Below are 21265 nucleotides of genomic sequence, written 5' to 3'. Positions count from 1 at the left end.
CAGCCCGTTGGGTTTAAGGCGGGAACGTCAATTCTTCTCAGGATCGGCGCCAAACAGCTTGCCGGCTCCTGCCCAGTCAGATGGGGCCACGTCTTCAAAAATGACATAGATATAGTTCGGGTCGGTGCCGGTGTTTTTTACGATGCTTTGAGTGATTTCAGCCGCGACGGCTTCTTTCGCGGCGTGGTCTTTTCCTTCAAACCAGCTAACTCGTACAACAGGCATGGGGTGATCCTCTTTTCAGGGTGGGTGACTCTTCAGCAGGGCTGTCCGCGCGGTACTCCCGGCTAGTCGATAGCAACGCTGAGCACTAAGAAAAGAATAGAAGAGATCCTGATGGCGATAAACACGCTGCCAATCGCCTGTATGTAGAGATTTATTCTCCAATCAGGATCCCTACTAAAGCGCTGGATATGGCCCCGCGAGAATCACACTCCGAACGCACGGTGCTGCTCGGTCCATGCCGAACTGATTAGAGAGGAATGGTCAATTTCAACCAGTAAGCCTCGCCCTCGGCCCGATTACGCACAGCTTGCTCGCGCTGCCATTTGGCAGTAACGAACCAGCCGCTGTCTGCGCTGTATTTAATCGACGGACCGATTGCGAATGCGCGGCCTTTGTTGTCGTTTACGGTGTCGCCAGATTGTTTGTCATCCGTTACCTGGCGATAAACGTAGCCGCCAACGCCTACGACCCAGCCGTTACCAAATCCCCAACCGGCCGAATAGTCGGCATGCGCTTCCTGTCCTGAGCGGTATTCGGTGTCCGGGTTACGGAAGTTGAAGTCGTACATCAGCTTCACATCGAAATTCAACCCAGCAGGATCGACATAGGACAGGGCGGCCAGTGGCTGTACTGCCCAATAGTTGCGTCCGATATTGGCCAAGTCATCCCTGTCATAGCGCCCGGTAGGCGCGAAGAAATCGACCGCATAGATGGCATGCAGCTTGTCGCTGTAGTGATAGCCGAGAGAGGGACCGAAGATAATGTCGCCCATTCCACGACGTCGCTGACTCCGCTCGTTGACCTGAACCTTCAGATCCACGAACGGCACATTGATGTGAAACGCCAGGTCGCCATCCAGGACCTTTTGTTCGGTGACCCAGATCAGTCGTGGCGCCACGACTGCGGCGTCCAGATCGAAATGCGCCACAGCGCTACGACCATCATCATCCCGAAGGCGGTCAGCGCTATATCGTTGTGCGAATACTTGTGTGTAGAAGCCGGGCGGCGGCATCGCTCCGGTCATATAGTTTTCGGCACCCATCGGGTACGAGGAACCGCCGCCTTCTGTGGCGAAAGCGACGGGCGACAGCAGGGCAGCAACGGTGCCTGTCAACAGGCGCGAGGAGGGGTTGTAATGGGCACGCATTACGGAGAGAAGATCGTTCATATGCACCACTTTATTGTTGTAGTCGGTGACGTATCGGTAATCGCACTTGAATCGCCGACGTAGCGGCGAAGGCCGACACTCGTGCCGGCCCGAATCGTAGAATCAGAACGGGTAGGGCTGATCGGAAGGTTCTACCGTGACCCACTTGACCTCGGTGAACTCCTCGATCACGGCGCTTCCGTCGAAGCGTCCGTAACCACTTTTCTTCATGCCGCCGTAAGGCGCCTGCGGCTCGTTCTGCACGGTTGCACCGTTGATGTGTACGCACCCTGCGTCCAGGCGCGCGGCCAGATTGAGTGCCTTGGTGACGTTGGCACTGAAGATCGAGGAGGAGAGCCCGTATGCGGTGTCGTTGGCGACTTCCAAAGCCTGCTCTGCGTCCTTGACGCGCACGATGGTGGTTACCGGGCCGAAGGTTTCCTCATCGTAAATGTCCATGTCCCGGGTCACTCGGTCGACCAATGTCGGAGCCATCAGAGCGGTTTCTGCCAGGCCTCCAGCAACGATCTGCGCCCCTTTACCAATGGCGTCGTCGAGCAGCTGATTGATACGCTGCACGGAACCCTGAGCGATCATCGGGCCAATCACACACGCCGCGGATTCGCTGGGCACGTTGGTTTCCAGCGCAGCCACTCGCGCCGAAAAGCGCGATACGAAATCGTCAGCAACGCGCTCATCGACCACGAATCGCTCGGTCGACATGCAGATCTGCCCCTGGTAGAGAAACGCACCGAATACGGCAGCGTTCACTGCGCCTTCGATATCGGCATCATCCAGCACGATGAAGGGCGCCTTGCCCCCCAGTTCCAGCAGGCAGCGCTTCAGATGGGTCGCGCAGGTCTGCGCGATCATTCGCCCGACCTTGGTCGAGCCGGTGAAGTTGACGCGGCGAACGCTGTCATGGGCGACCAGCGCTTCGGTCACGGCTGCCGCGTCTTCAGGTGCGCTTATCAGGAAGTTCAACACGCCCGCCGGCAAACCCGCTTCATAGAAGGCTTCCGCTAACAGCGCGTGGGTACGCGGGCTGTTTTCCGATCCTTTGAAAATCACCGTATTGCCACAGGCCAACGGGTACGCAATGGCCCGAGCACCGAGTATGACCGGGCCGTTCCACGGCACGATGCTCAACACGGTGCCTACCGGCTGACGCAACGTCATCGACAAGGCGCCAGGTTTGTCGGTTGGAATGGTTTCACCCTTTATCTGGGTAGTTAGCGCCGCGGCCTCCCGCATCAAGCCTGCCGAGGCGCCTACGTTGAACTGGGCCCATAGCTGCGACGCACCGATTTCTTCCGCCATAACCGTGCAGAAGTCGGCCATCTTGGCTTCCAATGCATCGGCGGCAGCTAGCAGGATGCGGCGGCGCTCAGTAGGCCCTGTGTTCGACCAGGTGCGAAATGCACGCGCGGAGGATTCGGCTGCTTGTAGTGCATCTTCAACGCTGCAGGCGGCACCGACGCTGACAGTCTTGCCGTTCAACGGATCGATCCGCTGAAAGGTCTTGCCGTCAGAAGCATCACGCTTGCTGTTATCAATGGTGAGTTGAACGGTCATGAAGGTTCCTCGGAATGAATAGGTGGGTCAGGCGGTAGTGGAGCTGGGCATGCGAAGGATCGGCTTGATCGTCACGCCGTTCTCGCTGTCGGCCATTGCCTGATTGATTTCGTCGAATGGGTAGAACTTGCAGAGCTTGTCGAAGGGGAAGCGACCCTGCAGGTACAGGTCGACCAGCTTGGGAATGAACGCCTTGGCCACGACGTCGCCCTGGACTATTCCCATGATCCGCTTGCCCGGAATCATCACGTCATTGATGTTGAAGGACACTTCGGTACCCATCTTGGTCGCGCCAACGATGCCGCAGGTGCCAAGGATGCTGATCGAATCGATCGCCTGACGGAGCACTTCGGCACGACCGGAACATTCGAGGCTGTAGTTGGCGCCGCCATCGGTAATGGCATGCACACGCTGTACCGCGTCTTCCTCGCGACTGTTGATGATGTGGGTAGCGCCGAGCTCGAGGGCCAGCTCCAGCCGACTGGGCGTCACATCGACTGCAATGATCGTGGTAGCGCCTGCGACTCTTGCTGCCATGATTGCAGCCAGGCCTACAGCGCCCGCGCCAAAGGCGACGAAACTTGAGCCAGCCTCAACCCTAAGGGCGTTAAGCACTGAACCTGCCCCGGTTTGAATGCCGCAACCCAATGGCCCTAGCAGCTCCAAGGGCGCCTCTTTGGGAACTTTCACCACGTTCCGCTCGTTTGCCATTGCATGAGTCGAGAAGGACGACTGGCCGAAGAAGTGATCATGGATCGGATGTTCATCGGCGCAGCTGCAACTGGAGGTGCTGCCGTCGATCCGACCGCCACCGAAGTTGAGCGGATGCATATGCGAGCAATGCGCTGGATGCCCGGTTTCGCAGGGCGAGCATAGGCCGCAGGACATATACGTCATCACTACATGGTCACCGGGGGCGACGGTGGTCACTGCCGATCCTACGGCTTCCACGACGCCGGCCCCTTCGTGGCCAAGGACGATCGGCAACGGCGTGGGAAACAGCTGATCCCGCACCACCATATCGGTATGGCAGACACCGGTAGCGACCACGCGCACGCGGACTTCGGTAGGTGCAGGAGCGCCTAACGTGGCGCTTTCGATTTGCAAAGGAGCGCCGGCTTCGCGAAGAACGGCGACTTGAACGGTTAACGGCTGAGCGTTGAGCTGGGACATTGTCTTTTCCTCAGGTAATGGGCGTAGGCGGTCAGCTTTTCTGCTCAATCCTGTAAGGCGCGCGGCCGCTGGCTGCGCTGGGTGGCCTGCTCGCTGCGCGCTGGTCGCAGCTGGAAGTCAAAGTTCATCTCGGCAAAGCGCCCCTCCACATTGCGCTGAGCACTTTGAGCGGGGTCTTCGATAAAGCGTATTTCGCCAATCAAACCGTCGCGGGTCGCGTAGGCAAAGTCATCCCAAAGATGGTCGTCATTGGAAAGGTTGATCTGCGTGGTGAGGTGCTCGAAGCCTGGCGCCGAGATGAAAAAATGCACGTGGGCGGGTCGTTGACCATGTCGACCGAGCTGGTCCAGGCAGGCTTGGGTCGGGCCGGCGGGATCACAACCATAACCGGACGGTACGATGCTACGGGCGCGGTAGCGGCCTTCGGCATCGGTCAGAATCCGGCGACGCAGGTTGAAATCGGATTGGCTCTTGTCGAAGTACGAGTAGTTGCCTTTGGTATCGGCCTGCCAGAGGTCGACAGTCGCGCCGGCGATGGGGTTTCCTTGCATATCCAGGACGCGACCTTCGAGAAACATCACCGTCGCAACACCGTCCTCGCTTCCGTCATCCATCCGCACCTCGCCTTCGGACAGCGGCGCACCGGCAACATATAGCGGACCTTCAATCGTCCGCGGAGTACCGCCGGAAACACCGGAAGCCTCGTCGCGTGCATCGGCCAACAGATCAAGGAAATGCTCGACGCCAAGGCCTGCAACCAGCAACCCGGCTTCGTTGCTTCCTCCCAGGCGATTCAGATAGCTGACCCCGGCCCAGAATTCGTCATCTGTGATCTGCAGGTCTTCGATAATGCGTGCGGTTTCCTGCAGGATCCGCAGGACGATCTCTTTATTGCGGGGGTTACCACCGGTGTTGTCCAAACCGGCCGCCTGGCGAAAGAATTGCTGAAGTTCAGGCTGATGAGAGATACGAGTTGTCATGAGCAAAGCACCTGTTGTTTTTATCGGTAGTTTTGAGGGCAGGCGGACGGCAGGCCTGCATCGGAATCGACTTCAGTTGCTGGGGGCCCTACCAGCCCAACTGCGCGCGCGCCGACTGAAGGTCTGATTGCATGTCGTGGCTCCATAGCCAGTCGAAGCGTTCTGCCAGGGTTTTTCCGAGCAATGCTTCGTTATCTGCTACAGCGGGGTCGCGAAATTCATAGAGTTCGCCGGCCTGCCACGACGTTCGCTGCACGCGGCACGCTCGCGGCCGACGTATCGAGTCGTAGGCGTTGAGGACATCAGCGGGTGGGGAGCTAAGAATCTGCGGGTCGCTGAGCAAGCGAGCCAGGAGCCAGGCGTCTTCAAGGCCCTGACCGGCGCCTGCGCCTTGGTGTGGCAGCATCGCATGTGCAGCATCACCAATAAGGCCGACCTGCCCATGAACGTAGCCCGGCAATTCCTCGAGGTCGTGAAGTGCCCACAGGGTAGGGTGGGGGATGGACTCCAGAAGTGCGCGAGCGGCGTCCCCCCAGTCTGCGAAAGCCTCCAGCATCTCCTGCTGGGAAGCATTACGCACCCAGGGTGCGTCGCTCGGCCATACTGGCTTGTCGCTACTGCGGTCGGACACAAAGGCGACGACATTAATCAGTCGGCCTTGCTTAACCGGGAAGGTCAGGATGTGCGCGTCGAGCCCCAAGTACATCTGCGGAACATTGACCAGGTGCTCATCCAGACCGCGTGCACGATAGGTCTCGCGCAGTTGCTGGCTGTCGATCATGCCCCTGTAGGCGCACGTCCCGCTGAATCGCGGTGACGCCATGGGCTGTCCGAGGCCCTCCAGGACGTGGTCTCGTATGGAGGACTTGATGCCATCGGCAGCGATCAGGATGTCGCAGCTGTGGCTGCTTCCGTCAGTAAAAAATACGTGAGCCTGAGTACCGTCCTGCTCGACCCGAACGGCCCGTTTGCCGAACTGAGCGATGCCATCAGGCAGCTCGCTGGCCAATACATCCAGGAAGTCTGCGCGGTGCACTGAGGATTGCCCGACGCCTGCTGCGACGCTGGCACCGAGGTAACCGGCGTCTCGGCCTTTGCGCCATTCGAACCAGATGTCCTGCCAAGGAGCAGGGGTGCGGTCGGCTACTCGTTGGTAGGGCTCACCGATACCCAGCCCTTTAATCGCTTGAACCGCGTTGGCGCCAAAGGAGACGCCAGCGCCCACTTCGCCGAAGGCTGGGGCGGCCTCGAAGAGCTGTACGTGAAGGTGGGAATGACGGCATAGATCTAGCGCAAGGGCGACGCCGGCGATGCCGCCACCAACGATGCCAATACGCATCGCAGGAGGAGAAGACAGGTGCATAGCAAGGTTCTCATTGGATTTATTTTGTTGGAATGCCTCCACTATCTGGTCGTGTTGCGCGCCCCGTAAATACCGCAATGCCTATGTTGAATATGCCGGTTGTGAATATTGCTTGGTGTTCGTCCTGGAAGAGGTCAGGTTTTGTCGACGCAGAGATGCCTATAAAAATTGGGCAGAGCTTTCGCTTACTACGCGGTGGGAGTGGCGAAGGAACGCTGCAGATCAGGTGGTCTAACAGAGGGTTAAAACGCGTCTGCCAAAGGATTGACGTAGCTCTACCGTCGGCGACGGAACGCAACAGGCGAGGTCAGGCGGGTGGTTACGCGGCCGAGTCTGAAAACAGATCAAACATCAGTTGGCGAATCCAGCGATTGGCCGGGTCCTTGTTGTACTTGGCGTGCCAGAACAGATTGATCGCAATTTCTGGCAAAGGCATAGGTGGAGGTAACAGCACGAGGTCGAACGGTCCGGCACAACTGCTGGCGAATCGCTCCGGCACGGTCGCAATCAAATTGGATTGCTTCAGGATATGTCCCACTGCAACGAAGTGCGGCACCTCGAGGCGGATATTGCGCTGGGCACCGGCACGCTGAATGAACGCATCGGCCTCGCCATGCCCTGTGTTCGCCGCGACGACCCTGACATGCTCATAGCTTGAATAGGCTTCCAGGGTGAACGGCTGTTTCGTAGCTGGGTGATCGCGTCGGCAAAGGCAAACATACTGGTGGTGGAACAATCTACGTTGGAAAAAACCCGCTTGAAGATTCGGCAGGAGGCCGACGGCTACGTCAACAGCGCCGCTCTGCAAATCTTCAGCCAGCGTATCGGTGTTGCTTCGCACCGTACTCACCAAGCAATGAGGCGCTAAGCGAGAGAGTGCGTTCATCAGCTTTGGCATGAAGTAGATCTCGCCGATGTCCGTCATCGCCAGTGTGAAGGTGCGCCTTGCCGTCAAGGGGTCGAACTGCTCCTCATGCTTGAATGCTTCACGCAAGGTTTCTATGGCGAGGGTGATCGAGTCGGCGAGTTGTAACGCGTAGGGGGTGGGCTCCATACCGTGATGGGTGCGCACGAAAAGTTCGTCGTTCAGCGCTTTGCGCAATCGCTTCAACGCATTACTTGTCGCGGGCTGCGTGAGCCCAAGGCTGTCGGCAGCAGTCGACACTCGGCGGTCAATAAGCAGCTGGTTAAAAACCAGCAAAAGGTTCAGGTCTAGGTCGCGTAGTTCCATTATTCAACCTGCATCAATTTTCTGCATTTATCGGATCGATGTTCGGGTTACGCCCGCTTTGTGCATTGATAACTAACCTACGGCCTACGGCCTACGTCATCGACATCAGTTTGAGGCAGCGCTGGACGATGTTGCTGATATCGCCAGCGCGCCGGCTGAGGATGATTGGAGACACCGCCTCCCTTTCCACAATGGCTGCGTAGGCGATATCAGCGCGGTGCTGTTGTTGAACACATGCTGGCACCAGTGTCACGCCGAGACCAGCCGCCACAAGACCAATAGCGGTTTGCAATTCATTGGCCCATTGCGACACCTGGATACCCATCCCGTGGTTGGCGAACAATGCCAGCACGTGATCGGCATAACTCGGTCGCGGATTTGCGGGATACAGAACGAAGGGTTCGCGGGACAACCGGTCAAGCGTGACGGGTTGATCCAGCAAACGGTGCCCAACAGGTACAACGGCTACCAGACGATCTTCACTGAGAACCTGCTGGTGAATAGCTGGGCCATCGAAATGAATTCGCCCAAAGCCGATATCGATACGTCCACTTTTGAGGGCTTCAATCTGTTGTAGCGTGGTCATCTCGTGCAGCCCCAGCTCGAGATCGGGGTCTCGACGCAGATCCCGTATCAATTCAGGAAGCGCCGCATAAAGTGTAGAAGGGGCAAAGCCTATACCCAGCCACTGGCGTTTCCCCTCACCTATACGCCGAGTGTGCTCGCATACCTGCTGAAATTGGCGTAGCAGCGTCCCGCTCTGCTCATAAAAGTAACGGCCGGCTTCGGTTAATTGGAGAGGGCGACTGCGCTCCAACAACTCCGTCCCCAAAAACTCTTCAAGCTGCTGAATCTGTCGACTCAGTGGGGGCTGGGCGATGTTCAGGCGCTCGGCCGCGCGGGTGAAGTTCAGGGTTTCGGCGACTGCTTGGAAGTAGCGCACATGCCGAAGCTCCATGATACCTCCTAGGTATAGTACGAGATAAAAACGATATTGGACCTTGAATACACGGTAGCGGGATTCTAACCGGCCTGAAAACAAGATTCTTCAGGTATCAAGCATCGTTTCTTGGACCGCTATTTCATAGCAAACGGAAGCCAAAATGACTTCACCCCGAATCGTGAGCCTCGAGTCGATCATCGTCGACTTGCCGACCATCCGCCCGCACAAGCTGGCGATGCACACCATGCAGCAGCAGACGCTGGTGATCATCCGCCTGCGTTGCAGCGACGGTATCGAAGGCATCGGCGAGTCCACCACCATCGGTGGCCTGGCCTACGGCAACGAAAGCCCTGAAAGCATCAAGCAGAACATCGACAGCCATCTTGGCCCGCTTCTGGTGGGTCAGGATGCAGCGAATATCAACGCCGCCATGCTGCGTCTGGATAAGGCTGCCAAGGGCAACACCTTTGCCAAGTCCGGCCTGGAAAGCGCGCTACTCGACGCCCAGGGCAAACGCCTCGGACTGCCCGTCAGCGAGCTGCTGGGTGGCCGCGTGCGCGACAGCCTGGAAGTGGCCTGGACCCTGGCCAGCGGTGACACCGAGAAAGACATCGCTGAAGCTGAACAGATGCTCGACATCCGCCGCCACCGCATCTTCAAGCTGAAGATCGGTGCGAACGAGGTGAACGCTGACCTCAAGCACGTCATCGCGATCAAGAAAGCGCTGGGCGAGCGCGCCAGCGTGCGTGTCGACGTTAACCAGTACTGGGACGAATCCCAGGCAATCCGTGCCTGCCAGATTCTTGGTGACAACGGCATCGACCTGATCGAGCAACCGATCTCACGGATAAACCGCAGCGGGCAGGTGCGCCTGAATCAACGCAGCCCGGCGCCGATCATGGCCGACGAATCCATCGAAAGCGTCGAGGATGCCTTCAGCCTCGCAGCGGACGGCGCGGCCAGTATCTTCGCCCTGAAGATAGCCAAGAACGGCGGGCCACGTCCCGTGCTGCGCACCGCGCAGATCGCCGAGGCGGCCGGGATCGCGCTGTACGGCGGGACCATGCTCGAAGGCGCCATCGGCACCCTGGCTTCGGCCCACGCATTCGTCACCCTGAACAAACTGACCTGGGGCACCGAGCTGTTCGGGCCGCTGTTGCTCACCGAAGAAATCGTCACCGAGGCGCCGGTCTATCGCGACTTCCAACTGGAAGTGCCGCGCACGCCGGGCCTTGGTCTGACGCTCGATGAAGAGCGCCTGGCGTTCTTCAGCCGCACGTGATTGGAGGTTCGAAAAATGCTGTTCCACGTAAAGATGATCGTAAAACTGCCGGTCGACATGGATCCGGCCAAGGCCGCGAAACTCAAGGCCGACGAGAAGGAACTGGCCCAAGGGCTGATGCGCGAAGGCAAGTGGCGCCACCTGTGGCGCATCGCCGGGCAGTACGCCAACTACAGCGTCTTCGATGTCGCCAGTGTCCAGGAACTGCACGACACACTGATGCAACTGCCGTTGTTCCCCTACATGGAAATCGAGGTCAGCCCGCTGTGCCGTCATCCGTCCTCAATCCGTGAGGACGACAGCTGATATTTAGCTAGGGCCTCAAACGAAGCAAGTAAGCATTAGATGGCTGCTTTAGAAGGAGCCGGCGATCACTACGGCCTCACGTCGAATCAGTTTTTCGTCGTGTCGTCGTGAGCAACACTGAAACCTGCGCCAGTGGCTACACCGTTGCAACGGCGATAGCTGCTCATTAATAAAAACAAGAGTCTTCGAAATGAATCAGCCAAACGCGATTACGTCCCACGGGAATACTGAAAGCTCCGGCTTGAAGCCGCTGTCGCTTGTCATAGGAATAGCCATAGCTCTCGCCGCGGCCTTGCTGCTCCCCGATACCCTCGATACCAACGCCAGGGTAGTCGCAGGCATTGCGATATTGATGGCGGTATGGTGGATCACTGAAGCTATCCCAATTCCCGTGACTTCTCTGCTCCCACTGGTGCTTTTTCCGCTTCTGGGCATCACCTCGATCAACGACGCTGCAACGCCTTACGCCAATTCGATCGTGTTCCTAGTTCTGGGGGGCGTATTGCTAGGGCTAGCCACGCAACGCTGGAATTTGCATCGTCGATTCGCTCTGCTCACGGTTCTGTCGGTGGGTACCAAACCTGCGCAAATCGTGTTCGGTTTGATGGCCGCAAGTTGGTTCATCACCATGTGGGTGAGCAACACGGCGACAGCCGTGATCATGATGCCGATTGGCGGTTCGATCATTCTTCTCGTCAAATCGCTAGGAAATGAAGACGCGACCCCAAAATTCTCGGCGGCGGTTTTGATTGGTATCGCCTATGCAATCACCATTGGCTCGATGGCAACCCTGATTGGCCAGCCTCCAATGGCGCTCATGCGCGCCTATTTGGCCAATTCGCATGGGCTAGAGATCGGGTTTGGGCATTGGATGCTATTGGGTGTTCCGTTTGCTCTGGTCATGCTCCTAATTGCCTGGCTGGTTCTGACCAAAATCATATTTCGCTCGGAGGTGAGTGATATTAAGGGTGGCCGCGACATGATCGAGGCTGAATTGAAGACTATGGGGCCGTTATCAGCCGAAGAGAGCCGCGTGCTGATGGTGTTTTCAGGTGCCGTCTTCTGTTGGGTATTCCTTCCGCTGCTGGCACGGATTCCGCTGATTGAAGGGGCACTTCCATGGCTGACTAATGTTAACGACACCAGTGTGGCGATTCTGGCTGCCGTGCTTATGTTCGTGGTTCCAGCAACCAAAGGGCAGGGAGCTCTGCTCAACTGGTCAGCGACGCGTGATGTTCCTTGGGGTGTCCTGATCTTATTTGGCGGCGGTTTGACCTTGTCAGCGCAATTCACAGCCACAGGTCTGAGCGTCTGGATAGGCGAGAGCGTTTCCGGACTCGCCGGGTTACCCCCGATACTTATCCTGATCGTGACCGCATTAGTCATCATCCTTCTCACCGAACTTACGAGCAACACAGCTACCGCAGCGGCATTCTTTCCCATCATGGGCTCGATTGCGGTAGGACTTGGTATCGATCCGCTGCTGATGACTATTGTCGTTACGTTTGCAGTCAGCTGCGCCTTCATGCTGCCCGTTGCCACGCCATCCAACGCCGTCGCGTTCGCCACAGGGGACCTGCCTATCCGGCACATGATTCGAGCTGGTATCTGGATGAACGTCATCGGGTTGCTTCTGATCATCGTCGCGCTTTATACAATCGTACCGCTGGTCTTTGACGTCTCGTTTTGATGGCCGGCCCGTCCTAGTAGGATGGCTTGAGATTTTGCCCTGGCCGTATGATTGCGGCTGGCGGTGGTCTTATAACCGATGGTCTATCCCCTTCTGAGTTGTGGGGACCTCGGCTTTGTTTGAGGGGGTTAGACTTGCAAAGTGGAGTTGCTGGCCAGGATACCGCCGGTGGGTAAAGTACGGCTTCCTAACAGTAGGTGTAGCTAACGGATTCGGCTCGCTATACTGACGCTTGCGCTTGGGGCGGTCACCGTCTCCCCGCTGGCAAAATAATCCGGGAGCATTGCCCCTATGAGCTTGGTAAAAGAACGTACCGCCGCCGTTGTGCAGACACGAAATTTTCTTCTTGAATTGTCTAGAGAATCATCTCTACCTGAATCCTTACGTCGTCAGGCAAAACATCTATTGAGGCATTACCCCACCTCTGATGATGTTTGGCTAGCTGGTAGGGCTGAAGAACGGCGTCGATACGAGCTACGACTGTTAGAGGATAAGCATGGTCCTCTGCATCCGTCGCTCGGCCTTTGGCTTGTCGTAGATCCGATGTTTTGTGACGAGAGCGCTGATGCGAGCTCAGCCACACCGTAGGTGACGTAGCAGAGTCCTCGCGCTGGGTAAGGGAGTGCCTGCAACGCGGACTGATTTGGGAATATCAGTTGAAAAATGAAGCTGAAAGTAACGCTGGATAATGCAGGCGCAGTGCACCAGATCAACGCAGAGGCAGTGTAATGAAAATCGAGCCGATTCGTAGCGAAAGCGACCTGGCTACGGCTTTGGCGCGCTTGGAGCACCTGTGGGGCGCGCAGATCGGTTCGTTAGAATGTGATGAACTGGAAGAGCTCGCGGCGTTAATTGAGAAATACGAGGAGGCGCATTATCCAATGCCGCCTTCGGATCCCGTCGAGGCCATCAAGTTCCGAATGGAACAGCAAGGACTGGGCGAAATCTAGCGCGACCTATAGCGAAGAAAAAATCATTGAGCGAGCGAGTTGCTTCAACTACTGGGTCTACTATGGCGTTATCGAAGTCAGCCCGAGTAAGAATGCCTGTTAGCGGCTTTAGTCCATCCGCGCGCTAGCCAGCGCCATCGCCTGCGCCTCGGTTAGCGCGACGGGCATGGAGGGGGCGGTTGGCAGCGGGCCGCTGATGAATGCTGCATTGGCCGATTTACGCCCTGCGCGGCCAGGTGCTTTCAGCTATAGATCAATGAGTATTGCGAGGCGGCAAGAGTTTGCATCTGGTGTTTAGCGCACTCGGATCGTTCGAAGCAGGGCCTAAAGCCGCTTCATTCACAAGAAGCAATGCCGATCGCATCCATACTGGCATTTTACAACCTTTTAGCTTACGCAACTCTTCGCTACTCATGGCTTTTGTGATCCTGGAAATGACCTGCGCGGACAACCCCTGTTTTCCGAGGTAATAGAGCGCGGTGAGCACCGTTCCTATCTTCGTTCCGGCGTACTGCATGCGCGCATTAGAGACATGCCTGAGGCGAACCACCGCATTGCCAGCTTTGATCACGCGGGTAGTACCGCTGGTGTAGTAGGTCGGCACAACCTGCATCTGCGTACTGAGGCCCAACCTCCTAACAGCCTCCGCCCCGTGTATTTGGATCGTCTCGCCGTTCGCCTTAGCAAGAACCATCATAATGTCTATCGGACTTGGGCGTACCCTGCAGCCGGTGTATATGCTCATCTTTGGGCGCATATAGACGCCGCGAGCGACACGCTCCAGATGGCCTGATTTCACTAAGTTTGAAAGTGTCTTATCAACCGCAGCTCTTGAACCTACCTGCGCGAAAACGTTGCGTGAAAAAGGCCTCCCTTTTCGCATGTGCTTGACTCGGCTCCAGACAGCTTTCGCGACAGACATGAGTACCTTTGAATGGTTTACGTCAGATAGGAAGGTGGAGCAATCCTTCAGCCGCGAGCTAAGGACTGTTACTTGCAGTTCGTGCTTGAGCCCGATCGCGCAGCTGGCTCACTGATAAACCCCGTACTCAATGCGCTCTAGGCAGTCGTTTACTACCTGAAACCCCACAGGATTGCTGACAACGTCTAGAGGTATTTCGCCTTCCAGATATCTGCAGGGCCGACCCAGCCATTCTTCGGCTAGCATTTGAGTACCGAACACTTTGGTAGCGCGCTCCAGGAGCGTAGCAAATTGAAAGGCCACAGCGCTCTGCACAGAGCTGAGGCGCACGGTTTGATTTCCCTTGCTCTGTCGTTGAATCGTCCTAGCGGATTTGCCCACGATGCGGGTAAGGACCTTCTCCGCCGAGTAGAGATCGGAAATCGAAAGCATGTCTTGCACATCTTTCATCTCGAACCCCTCGGCAGTCAGTTTGTAAACCATAGTTGGACTGAGCAGTCCAGGGTCACTACGGAGGAGGTACTCCGTAGGCTTGCGGGCGGCGAGTGCCGTTTTATCGGCACGCCTGGCGGCGTTAACCATAAAGAGCTCCTCCATATGCGACCGACAAACCTTTGGCTCCGCTTGATCCACACTGCGCTTAGCATCAAAAGCTGCATCGGTATGTAGTATTGCTCTGCTCAAAGCCAGTGTCGATCACGGTGTCCATCTGACGCATCCGCTTAGCGTGCTTTGAAAACGTTGTATGTCCAGTTTCCGGTTTTATATTTTTTAAAGGTTATTGATCGCAACGTTAGCGGCTGGCTCATCGCCCATTACTATCCTTCGGAGGCGGAGCGGTCATTGCTAAGCTGGTGGCATGCGCCGCGGGACTTTGCTGGTAGTGGCTCGCCGCTGCCTCCCCCCTGCGCACATCTATTCCGACTGTTTCTGGGGAATCGCGATGACACAGCGTGTGAATATCGAGGACTAGGACGACGACTGCACTATGAGATTGACCGACGAAATTCTGCTAATGATGGATGCCGACGTGGGGGTGCTTTACCTGCTTGAGGAATATGTAGGCACGACCCGCTGCCTAGTGCTTAGCAAGACTAAACACATTCCCGATCGAATCGATGACCTGGTCCGTCGCTGGGGTTCGTTCGGTAAGATAGCAGCAGATTTAAACGGGAAGGACGAATGAGCGCCTTGAGCTGATGAGACGGCCGAAGGTTACGTGCTGCCATTGCCCTTCGAGCCTATCTTGTCGGTATGCGTAATTGTCCCACCTGCTAGGGCAGAGCTCTCTATCTTATTAAAGGCTTCGATTGCCTCCGCGTTGAAAAAGCTGTGGTAGCGCGGTGATCGCTGCAGCCGACGAATTTTGTCTATGGCATCCGAGCGGATTTTTGATAATGAATTTCCATCGTCATTTGACATGCATGAGCCCCTACTATCAATCAATTGTCTCGGAAGCTAGAGCTTCAGACGGCCCGCAGAAATTAACAAGCCTACACTCTGGATGATGTGTCTTCTACCGTCCAGTGAAGCGGATCTGAAGCTACCGAAACGGCGACACGCTGGATTGCGTTGTATTCTCTTACTTCCATAGAACCGTGAGTGTAGCCCGTGAATTAGCTGGCAGCGCGTTCCCTCGAGAAGTGACTGGTAGGATTTCCCCGGAGGTTAGAGGGCTTAGCCGCTCAGCCTGATTGGACTGTCCTGGCTGTTGAGAGCGGGCTCGAGCAGCGATAACCTACTTTTTTGGGGCTACTGTTTTACTTTTAGCCCCTTTACGGAGTGAGCGCGCTGCTCATCTAGCGAGTTGTAATAGGTATTCTGGGTGGTACTCATACTGTTGTGACGAAGGTTGGCCTGGAGATCCTTCATGTCACGGTGCGGTGCATCGAAAGTGGCGGATGTATGGCGCAACCAATGCAACGACGCCGAGCGCAGCTGATCAATCTCGTCATCGCTCCAGCCTTCCTCAGACATGCGCGCCAACGAACGATCAAACAGTTCCTGTAGCAACAATCGAATGTGGCGGTCAGAAAGCCCAGCTCGACCTTTTAGTGAGCCAATTAGCGGAGTGCTCTCATGAGCGGAGGGCAGGGGAGGAAGCCCGAGGTGTACACGGTAGCGCACCAGGTAGGCGTGGATGTAATCATCCCGGACGCTGATTTTCGCAGCTTTGTTGCCTTTGCCCACCACATGAAACCACCAGTTACCCATGCTGTCGCGACGAATATCGCCCATCGTTGGCGTCCAGTTATCGCGTCCGACTAGATCGGAGACCCGCAGGTACATAGAAAACAAGGTGGCAACAATAAACAACGTTCGCTCATACAGTGCATCCTCCGCAGCCATTAGCTCAGCGGTTTCGATCACGTAGCTCCATTGCAGCTGGGTCAACGAGCGAGAAGCGACATCCACCGTATTGCGTTGCTTGTAGATCCACTTTTGCTTCACTGCGCGAAACGGGTTGACCTCAGTCAGCCCCTCATCGATGGCGTGTTGGAAAAAACTGCCACACACAGCAAACACCTGACCGACGGAACCCTGGGACATCCGATAGACCCGGGAGGGAAGGGGCCCCGCGGATTCCGCCGCGATTTTGCGCTCCCGCTTAGCGACTGTATAGGTGAACGGACGCCAGTCTTGGTTGATCATAAAACTGTCCGTTTCCAGCGGCTTCCTGCCGCCAATACGTAAAAACCTCGATTTAACTACCGGTCCCACCCAGTCGGCAGGTGGGTTTAGACAGAAGTCCATGAAGGCCTCGGCATCGCGGCGCCTCAAAGCCAGAAGAGGCTTACCGGCCAACAAAAGTGACCACAATAGGAGCCGCTCGGCGTGCGTTCGATAGGAGTTGAACGTGGCTTCGTTGCCTACGTAGGACTTCAGAAAGCCTCTGACTGCCATATATCCCTCTGTGGCCTGAAGCTCCCCAGGAAAGTCCAAAAGGAAGTCGCACACCAGAGGCAGCTCGCCATGCAGGTGTAGAAAGTTGAGTCCGTGGAAGCGCTCAAAGGTCTCGAAAAGTGGCTGTGGGCGCTGCGACATCCTGTGTTAATGATCCGGACGGAGTTAACTGGAGGTGTATAGACTGACTCTTTCAGCGTATCTGTGCAATATCCGGGTCTGGTGATTATCGGATATTGCTGTGTGGAACGACGGTCCGTCACGGTTAATCCTGATAATACCTACCATAGGTATATGCGAGACTCGTAATACGTAGATCTTGTTTCAGTTCGGCGGGCAGGCGGGTTTGAGCGCTACTCCTTGCGCCACTGTCCCTCAGTAGCCTCGGGTTTGACGCAAGTAAAATGTCCCAATGACCGCCGTTTTCTTCCTCTAAAGTAATATCCGCATGCACCTGTCTGAGCGCTGCACGAACGACCTCTCGAATTTGGCGAACGCTAAGCCCCGGACGCCCGTGGCTAGTCTCTAGAAGCGGAACTCCGTCATCTTGTTCCGGCAGCGGTGATAGTCCTCTGCTTTTCCGGTATCGTTTCAAGTAGGGTAAAAATTTAGGGTTGACTGCGATCCTTTGCGGCTGGGTGCCTGGGATATCTAGGACCAACCACCAACTGCCGTCCTCAAACGAGAAACAATCCATACTTGGCCAGTACTCACCACTCGCTGCAAGATCAGTCGCGCGTAGGCACAAAAATACAGTCGCAGCTACAATGAAAAGAGCGCGCTCTCCCGCAGGGTCGCCTGTTGCACGAATCTCTAGAATTTGCATGACACGAAAGAGTTGGCCTGAAGTTAGGAAGCGTCGGGCGGGGTGATCTGCTTTGTCTGCACTCCCACTCTGCAATCTAGACGCGACGACTGGATTGACTGCGGCTGCATCCTCTGCATGTAGGAAATTGTAGAAGGAACTGCAGATGCTCTGTATCTGTCTCAATGTACCAGTGAATGGTCTGTAAGATTTTGACTCCGGTTGACTGCGGATGTTGAAAGGTCGCCAGCCTTCGTTGAACGTCCAATTACCGTCGCTTTGAGTGAATCGCGCCGAAGGTGCTACACCGACCCAAGGCCGAGGTGGCCTTTTGCAGAAACCAACGAATTGTTCAAATTCATTTCGATTTAATGTCAAAGCCGATTTACCAGCGAAGATCCAGCTCCATAGAAGCAGACGCTCCACAAAAGTACGGTAAATACCGTAGGTTCCGGCTGCACGATTATGGAGGGCTAGAAAACGAAGCCCCCATTCAAAATCCTTCTCAACGTCAAACTCGGCCAAAAAACTCCTGAGATAGGCTGCGACGCAGGGGTAGCAAGCATAGTACTGCTTAAGGTCCAAAAGCATAGACTCGGGACCGGCAAAGAGCGGATGCGGGTCTCTGGTGTATGCTGGCATCGGAGGCTCCATCTACAGGTGGTAGCGTTCAAAGCTGCTTTCCGTAACCGTAGCAGAGACTTTTTAGTCTTGTTTTTATTTTTTTTGAACCGTTCAAAAAGCTTCTGGAGTCTGCTTTTTCGGCTGGATATCGGCGGGCAGTAATGGGCTTCCAGAACAAGACAGCCCATACCTCTCTGATTTTGCAGTATTTTTTTTGATCAGGTTTTATCTCTTTTACTGTCAGGAGCCACAGCAGCAAGACGCAGTCCGCACCTGCTGATCCATAGCCAATATTTAACATAATATACATTATGCGAAGTCACGATCAGGTTATCATGCCCGTGTATCGGATCGCGCGACGGCAGCTTCGCCTCTTGCTTACCGTCTTGCCTGCCTTCTCGCATGGACCTGTTCGGCTTGGCACCAGGCATGCCGGATTGGAACGCAGCGCTTATGAAAATCCGGTTCGCTGATCGCGACCAGCCTGATCGCATCTGCTCAATGGTGCTTCGCCATTGCCGATGCCATCGTGCTCGTGCGGTGAGCTGCGTCGATGCGGGTTGTCGTAATGAAACAGGACGGTTGTCCGCAGCTCGTTCGGGGTACAAGGTTCATTGGCATGCAAGCTGCGGTAGCCCCAGAAAAAATACAGGTTGCCAGGGACCAGCGGGACTTTCATTGGACGAAGCAAGCCTACTCGGATAGCCAGCGCGATGCAGCGCTGGCTGATGCGGTTCTGCACCAGGGCTTTTTCCAGCAGATTCAGAAACCCGCTGGAGCGCAGGTTGCGGACGTTCGGGAACACGACGAAGCGTCCTGCGTCCGTGTCGGGCTCCGGTATGAAGACCGGCAGCAGGACGGTCAGCATGGTCGCGTCATAATGGAATCGGTTGGACTCGTCATCACTGTCGCGTCCCTGCAGACAGCGAATGACGGTCTGGACCTTTTCGAACGATGAAGGCACCCGGCCCGTTCCGCAGGCATGCACATCGAGCAGCAGCCGCTGAAACTCGTTCGAGCAAGCCAGTCGCTCGAAAAACGTTCCTGCCACGTCCGGGTTGCCGCGTATGGCAAAGCTTCTGTCGCCATGGCGCCGGGCTTCGCCTTCGATCTCACGGCGTGCAATGACCAGGTGCTCCAGGCAGAGATAACGCTCGATGAACGCGACACCGACGTGATTCATATCCTTTGCCAGGCGCGACACTGTTTGCGAATCGACTTCCTTAAACGCTGCGGACATTTAGTGGCGGCTCCGTGCAGGCGATGGTGCGGGTAGCGAGCTTCGGACAGGTCGTTGCGCTTTCAAGGGAGCGGACATCACGCAGCGCCCTCCCCTCAAGCCTGCGCCATATCGAACGCTCTATGACGCTAGCCTCATTTGGCTATTTACGCACGGCTGAGGTAAGCCACGCGGGTAGGACGCTGTGTTTTGTGACCGTCGCGCCTGTGATGATCAAGGGTTTTGTCGGTGAGTCGCCTGCCACTGGCCTGATTTTCATGAACGGCCGCAACAGCGGGGGCATATCGGGCACAACCTGATCGGTGACGGGTTGTGTGACGGGGCCGGCCACGAAGCGAGCAAGGATACGGTCCTTGTCCAGGTATTCCCGCGCATAGGTCATGGCGACTCGGTTGGGCACGCTCATGGACAGGCATTTTTCGATACCTGCGATCAACGCATGCGTGCATTCGGGCTCAACGAGCGCAGCGATGCCCGGATGTTCCTTGCATAACACGCCGAGGCTCGTGCCAGGATCGGCGGTGATGACCGCATTGCCGCCCACGGCCAGAATATTGGTGAGCTTGGATGGCAGCACGGAATCGGCTGCGCCACGGCGCTGGATCACGAGGTGACAATCAGCCGATGCCAGCAGCGCTGGCAAATCTTCGTACGACTGCAGCGGCGCAAATACCACGTTCTTCAGGCCCTTGAGCTTGACGCTCTCTTCCAGCCGGCTCTTGCCTGCTCCTTCACCGACGATGACGAACATCAGATCGGTTCGGGCGGCGAGCAATTCAGCCGCGTCGATGACCGAGCCCAGCCCCTGTTTTTCGCCGATATTGCCTGAGTACATCAGCACTTTCTTCCCAGGGTCCACGCCGAGCCGGCTCAACAGCCCTGCCGATCTTGCCACGCCGTGAAATCGCCGGACTTCGGACCAGTTGGGGAACAAGCTGAGCCTCTGCTCTTGCACGCCCTTATTACGTGCTCGCTCGATCATACCGCCCGATATGGTGGAAATCTGATCGAATGCATTCAGCGCCCAAGCCTCGACTCTATAAGCGAGACGTCGCGCTCGCTGGCGGCTGCACATGCCCAGGCCGAACATGGCATCCAGTTCGAAGTCCTGGATATGCAGCACGGAATTGGCGCGCGTGAGCTTGGCGTAAAGTATTGTCTGTGCGGCGCAGAACATGGTCGGCACGATCAGGACGACTTTGTCGGGGCGCCACCCGATATTGGCAAAAAGTGCGAAGGTTGAAGTAACGGAAAAACTTGCCAGGTGAAACAGCCGCTTGAGTGCAGTCGGTTTCGCGGGAACATACAGTGGACAACGGATAACTGTCACGCCCTCCTCCCGGGTTCTGGCATAGCGCCAATGGGAATGGCCTGGGAATATCTTCCAGTCGGGATAATAAGGATGGGCGGTTACCACCCGTACCTCGTGTCCGTGCTTGGCAAGCCACTCAGCCATTTCCCCGCTGTATTTACCGATTCCGGTCAGTTCAGGACTGTAGTTTATGCCATATAAAAGATATTTCATCTGCCCCTCCGATACACCCTGCGGATTTGATAGTTGATGCCGGTTGCAAATATCCGAATCGAGTTCAGCTAATTGAAATGACGTATCACCTCCTTCCTGAGGGGCAGCCGATCGAGCGCAATAAAATTAATAACTGCGGAATTAATAGAAACAGGCTGAGCGCGGCCGAACGAGTCCCTGCGCGGGAACTATCGTTCGCACATCGTTGTTGTGTTTGTTGTGGGATTTGAAATTAGCCGGCGCGCAGGCCTGGCCTGGATGAAGAACTTCGTTATTGTTTTTCGGCTATAAGGCCGGATGCATGGGATAGCAGCCGGGCACAGTTACCCCGCCTGCGCAAAACGGAACGCACAGGCAGTTATGGAGCGTTAATGATTGTT

The 21265-nt window shown here is 56.3% G+C and carries 20 protein-coding genes and 1 pseudogene; 6 read left to right on the top strand and 15 right to left on the bottom strand.

Annotated elements, in window-relative coordinates:
- Positions 1-27 precede the first annotated feature (27 nt).
- The 8 genes from GQA94_RS13720 to GQA94_RS13685 form a co-directional block, all read right to left on the bottom strand.
- Entirely contained in the window at positions 28-225 is a 198-nt protein-coding gene (locus GQA94_RS13720) for a tautomerase family protein (RefSeq protein WP_158188545.1), read from the bottom strand.
- 247 nt (positions 226-472) lie between these two features.
- Positions 473-1393 carry a SphA family protein gene (locus GQA94_RS13715; protein ID WP_423835318.1) on the bottom strand — a complete coding sequence of 307 codons (921 nt, stop codon included), beginning with the start codon at positions 1391-1393 and terminating at the stop codon, positions 473-475.
- Between the two features lie 102 nt (positions 1394-1495).
- Positions 1496-2947 carry an aldehyde dehydrogenase gene (locus GQA94_RS13710; protein WP_158188544.1) on the bottom strand — a complete coding sequence of 484 codons (1452 nt, stop codon included), beginning with the start codon at positions 2945-2947 and terminating at the stop codon, positions 1496-1498.
- A 27-nt stretch (positions 2948-2974) separates the two neighbouring features.
- The gene (locus GQA94_RS13705; RefSeq protein ID WP_158188543.1) at positions 2975-4120 is read right to left on the bottom strand and encodes an NAD(P)-dependent alcohol dehydrogenase; all 1146 of its coding nucleotides are present in this window, start codon (positions 4118-4120) and stop codon (positions 2975-2977) included.
- A 44-nt stretch (positions 4121-4164) separates the two neighbouring features.
- Positions 4165-5100, bottom strand: a complete 936-nt coding sequence (catA, locus tag GQA94_RS13700; RefSeq protein ID WP_158188542.1) for a catechol 1,2-dioxygenase — start codon at positions 5098-5100, stop codon at positions 4165-4167.
- An 88-nt stretch (positions 5101-5188) separates the two neighbouring features.
- Positions 5189-6439 (bottom strand): salicylate 1-monooxygenase, encoded by a 1251-nt coding sequence (gene salA / locus GQA94_RS13695; RefSeq protein WP_199270154.1) that lies wholly within the window; start codon positions 6437-6439, stop codon positions 5189-5191.
- A 343-nt stretch (positions 6440-6782) separates the two neighbouring features.
- The gene (locus GQA94_RS13690; RefSeq protein WP_128121794.1) at positions 6783-7694 is read right to left on the bottom strand and encodes a LysR family transcriptional regulator; all 912 of its coding nucleotides are present in this window, start codon (positions 7692-7694) and stop codon (positions 6783-6785) included.
- 91 nt (positions 7695-7785) lie between these two features.
- Positions 7786-8652, bottom strand: a complete 867-nt coding sequence (locus tag GQA94_RS13685; RefSeq protein ID WP_158188541.1) for a LysR family transcriptional regulator — start codon at positions 8650-8652, stop codon at positions 7786-7788.
- A 145-nt stretch (positions 8653-8797) separates the two neighbouring features.
- Here GQA94_RS13685 and GQA94_RS13680 point away from each other — a divergent pair, with 145 nt between their 5' ends.
- The 5 genes and pseudogenes from GQA94_RS13680 to GQA94_RS13665 all read left to right on the top strand — a co-directional run.
- Positions 8798-9919, top strand: a complete 1122-nt coding sequence (locus GQA94_RS13680; RefSeq protein ID WP_158188540.1) for a muconate cycloisomerase family protein — start codon at positions 8798-8800, stop codon at positions 9917-9919.
- Between the two features lie 15 nt (positions 9920-9934).
- Positions 9935-10225 carry a muconolactone Delta-isomerase gene (gene catC, locus GQA94_RS13675; RefSeq protein ID WP_158188539.1) on the top strand — a complete coding sequence of 97 codons (291 nt, stop codon included), beginning with the start codon at positions 9935-9937 and terminating at the stop codon, positions 10223-10225.
- A gap of 190 nt (positions 10226-10415) precedes the next feature.
- Positions 10416-11915, top strand: a complete 1500-nt coding sequence (locus GQA94_RS13670; protein ID WP_158188538.1) for an SLC13 family permease — start codon at positions 10416-10418, stop codon at positions 11913-11915.
- A gap of 291 nt (positions 11916-12206) precedes the next feature.
- Positions 12207-12503 carry a BPSL0761 family protein gene (locus tag GQA94_RS23585; RefSeq protein ID WP_307876491.1) on the top strand — a complete coding sequence of 99 codons (297 nt, stop codon included), beginning with the start codon at positions 12207-12209 and terminating at the stop codon, positions 12501-12503.
- 140 nt (positions 12504-12643) lie between these two features.
- Positions 12644-12853 (top strand): annotated as a pseudogene (locus GQA94_RS13665) (helix-turn-helix domain-containing protein); the annotation flags it as partial.
- Between the two features lie 265 nt (positions 12854-13118).
- Here the strand turns inward: GQA94_RS13665 and GQA94_RS13660 are convergent.
- Together GQA94_RS13660 and GQA94_RS13655 are read right to left on the bottom strand one after the other, a co-directional pair.
- Positions 13119-13787 carry a DUF6088 family protein gene (locus GQA94_RS13660; protein ID WP_233270164.1) on the bottom strand — a complete coding sequence of 223 codons (669 nt, stop codon included), beginning with the start codon at positions 13785-13787 and terminating at the stop codon, positions 13119-13121.
- A gap of 108 nt (positions 13788-13895) precedes the next feature.
- On the bottom strand, positions 13896-14369 hold the full coding sequence (locus GQA94_RS13655; protein WP_158188536.1) for an antitoxin Xre/MbcA/ParS toxin-binding domain-containing protein: 474 nt from the start codon (positions 14367-14369) through the stop codon (positions 13896-13898).
- A 406-nt stretch (positions 14370-14775) separates the two neighbouring features.
- Between GQA94_RS13655 and GQA94_RS13650 the strand changes: the two genes are divergently transcribed.
- Positions 14776-14973, top strand: coding sequence for an AbrB/MazE/SpoVT family DNA-binding domain-containing protein (locus GQA94_RS13650; RefSeq protein WP_233270163.1), 198 nt, complete (start codon positions 14776-14778; stop codon positions 14971-14973).
- Positions 14974-15002: 29 nt separating this feature from the next.
- Here the strand turns inward: GQA94_RS13650 and GQA94_RS13645 are convergent, their stop codons facing one another.
- The 5 genes from GQA94_RS13645 to GQA94_RS13625 all read right to left on the bottom strand — a co-directional run bounded on the left by GQA94_RS13645 (position 15003) and on the right by GQA94_RS13625 (position 20885).
- A complete protein-coding gene (locus GQA94_RS13645; protein ID WP_158188535.1) occupies positions 15003-15209 on the bottom strand; it encodes a hypothetical protein in 207 nt (68 codons plus the stop codon).
- 330 nt (positions 15210-15539) lie between these two features.
- Positions 15540-16832, bottom strand: a complete 1293-nt coding sequence (locus GQA94_RS13640; protein ID WP_199270045.1) for a tyrosine-type recombinase/integrase — start codon at positions 16830-16832, stop codon at positions 15540-15542.
- Between the two features lie 124 nt (positions 16833-16956).
- Positions 16957-18138, bottom strand: a complete 1182-nt coding sequence (locus GQA94_RS13635) for an integrase (RefSeq protein ID WP_233270162.1) — start codon at positions 18136-18138, stop codon at positions 16957-16959.
- Between the two features lie 433 nt (positions 18139-18571).
- Complete coding sequence (locus GQA94_RS13630; protein ID WP_158188534.1) at positions 18572-19360, bottom strand: hypothetical protein; 789 nt, start codon at positions 19358-19360, stop codon at positions 18572-18574.
- Positions 19361-19502: 142 nt separating this feature from the next.
- Complete coding sequence (locus GQA94_RS13625) at positions 19503-20885, bottom strand: glycosyltransferase WbuB (protein ID WP_158188533.1); 1383 nt, start codon at positions 20883-20885, stop codon at positions 19503-19505.
- Between the last annotated feature and the right edge of the window lie 380 nt (positions 20886-21265).

Origin of the sequence: Stutzerimonas stutzeri (genome assembly GCF_009789555.1) — a bacterium.
Lineage (GTDB): Bacteria > Pseudomonadota > Gammaproteobacteria > Pseudomonadales > Pseudomonadaceae > Stutzerimonas > Stutzerimonas stutzeri_R.
The sequence above is the reverse complement of the archived record's forward strand: the minus strand, read 5'-3'. Positions and strand labels throughout refer to the sequence as shown.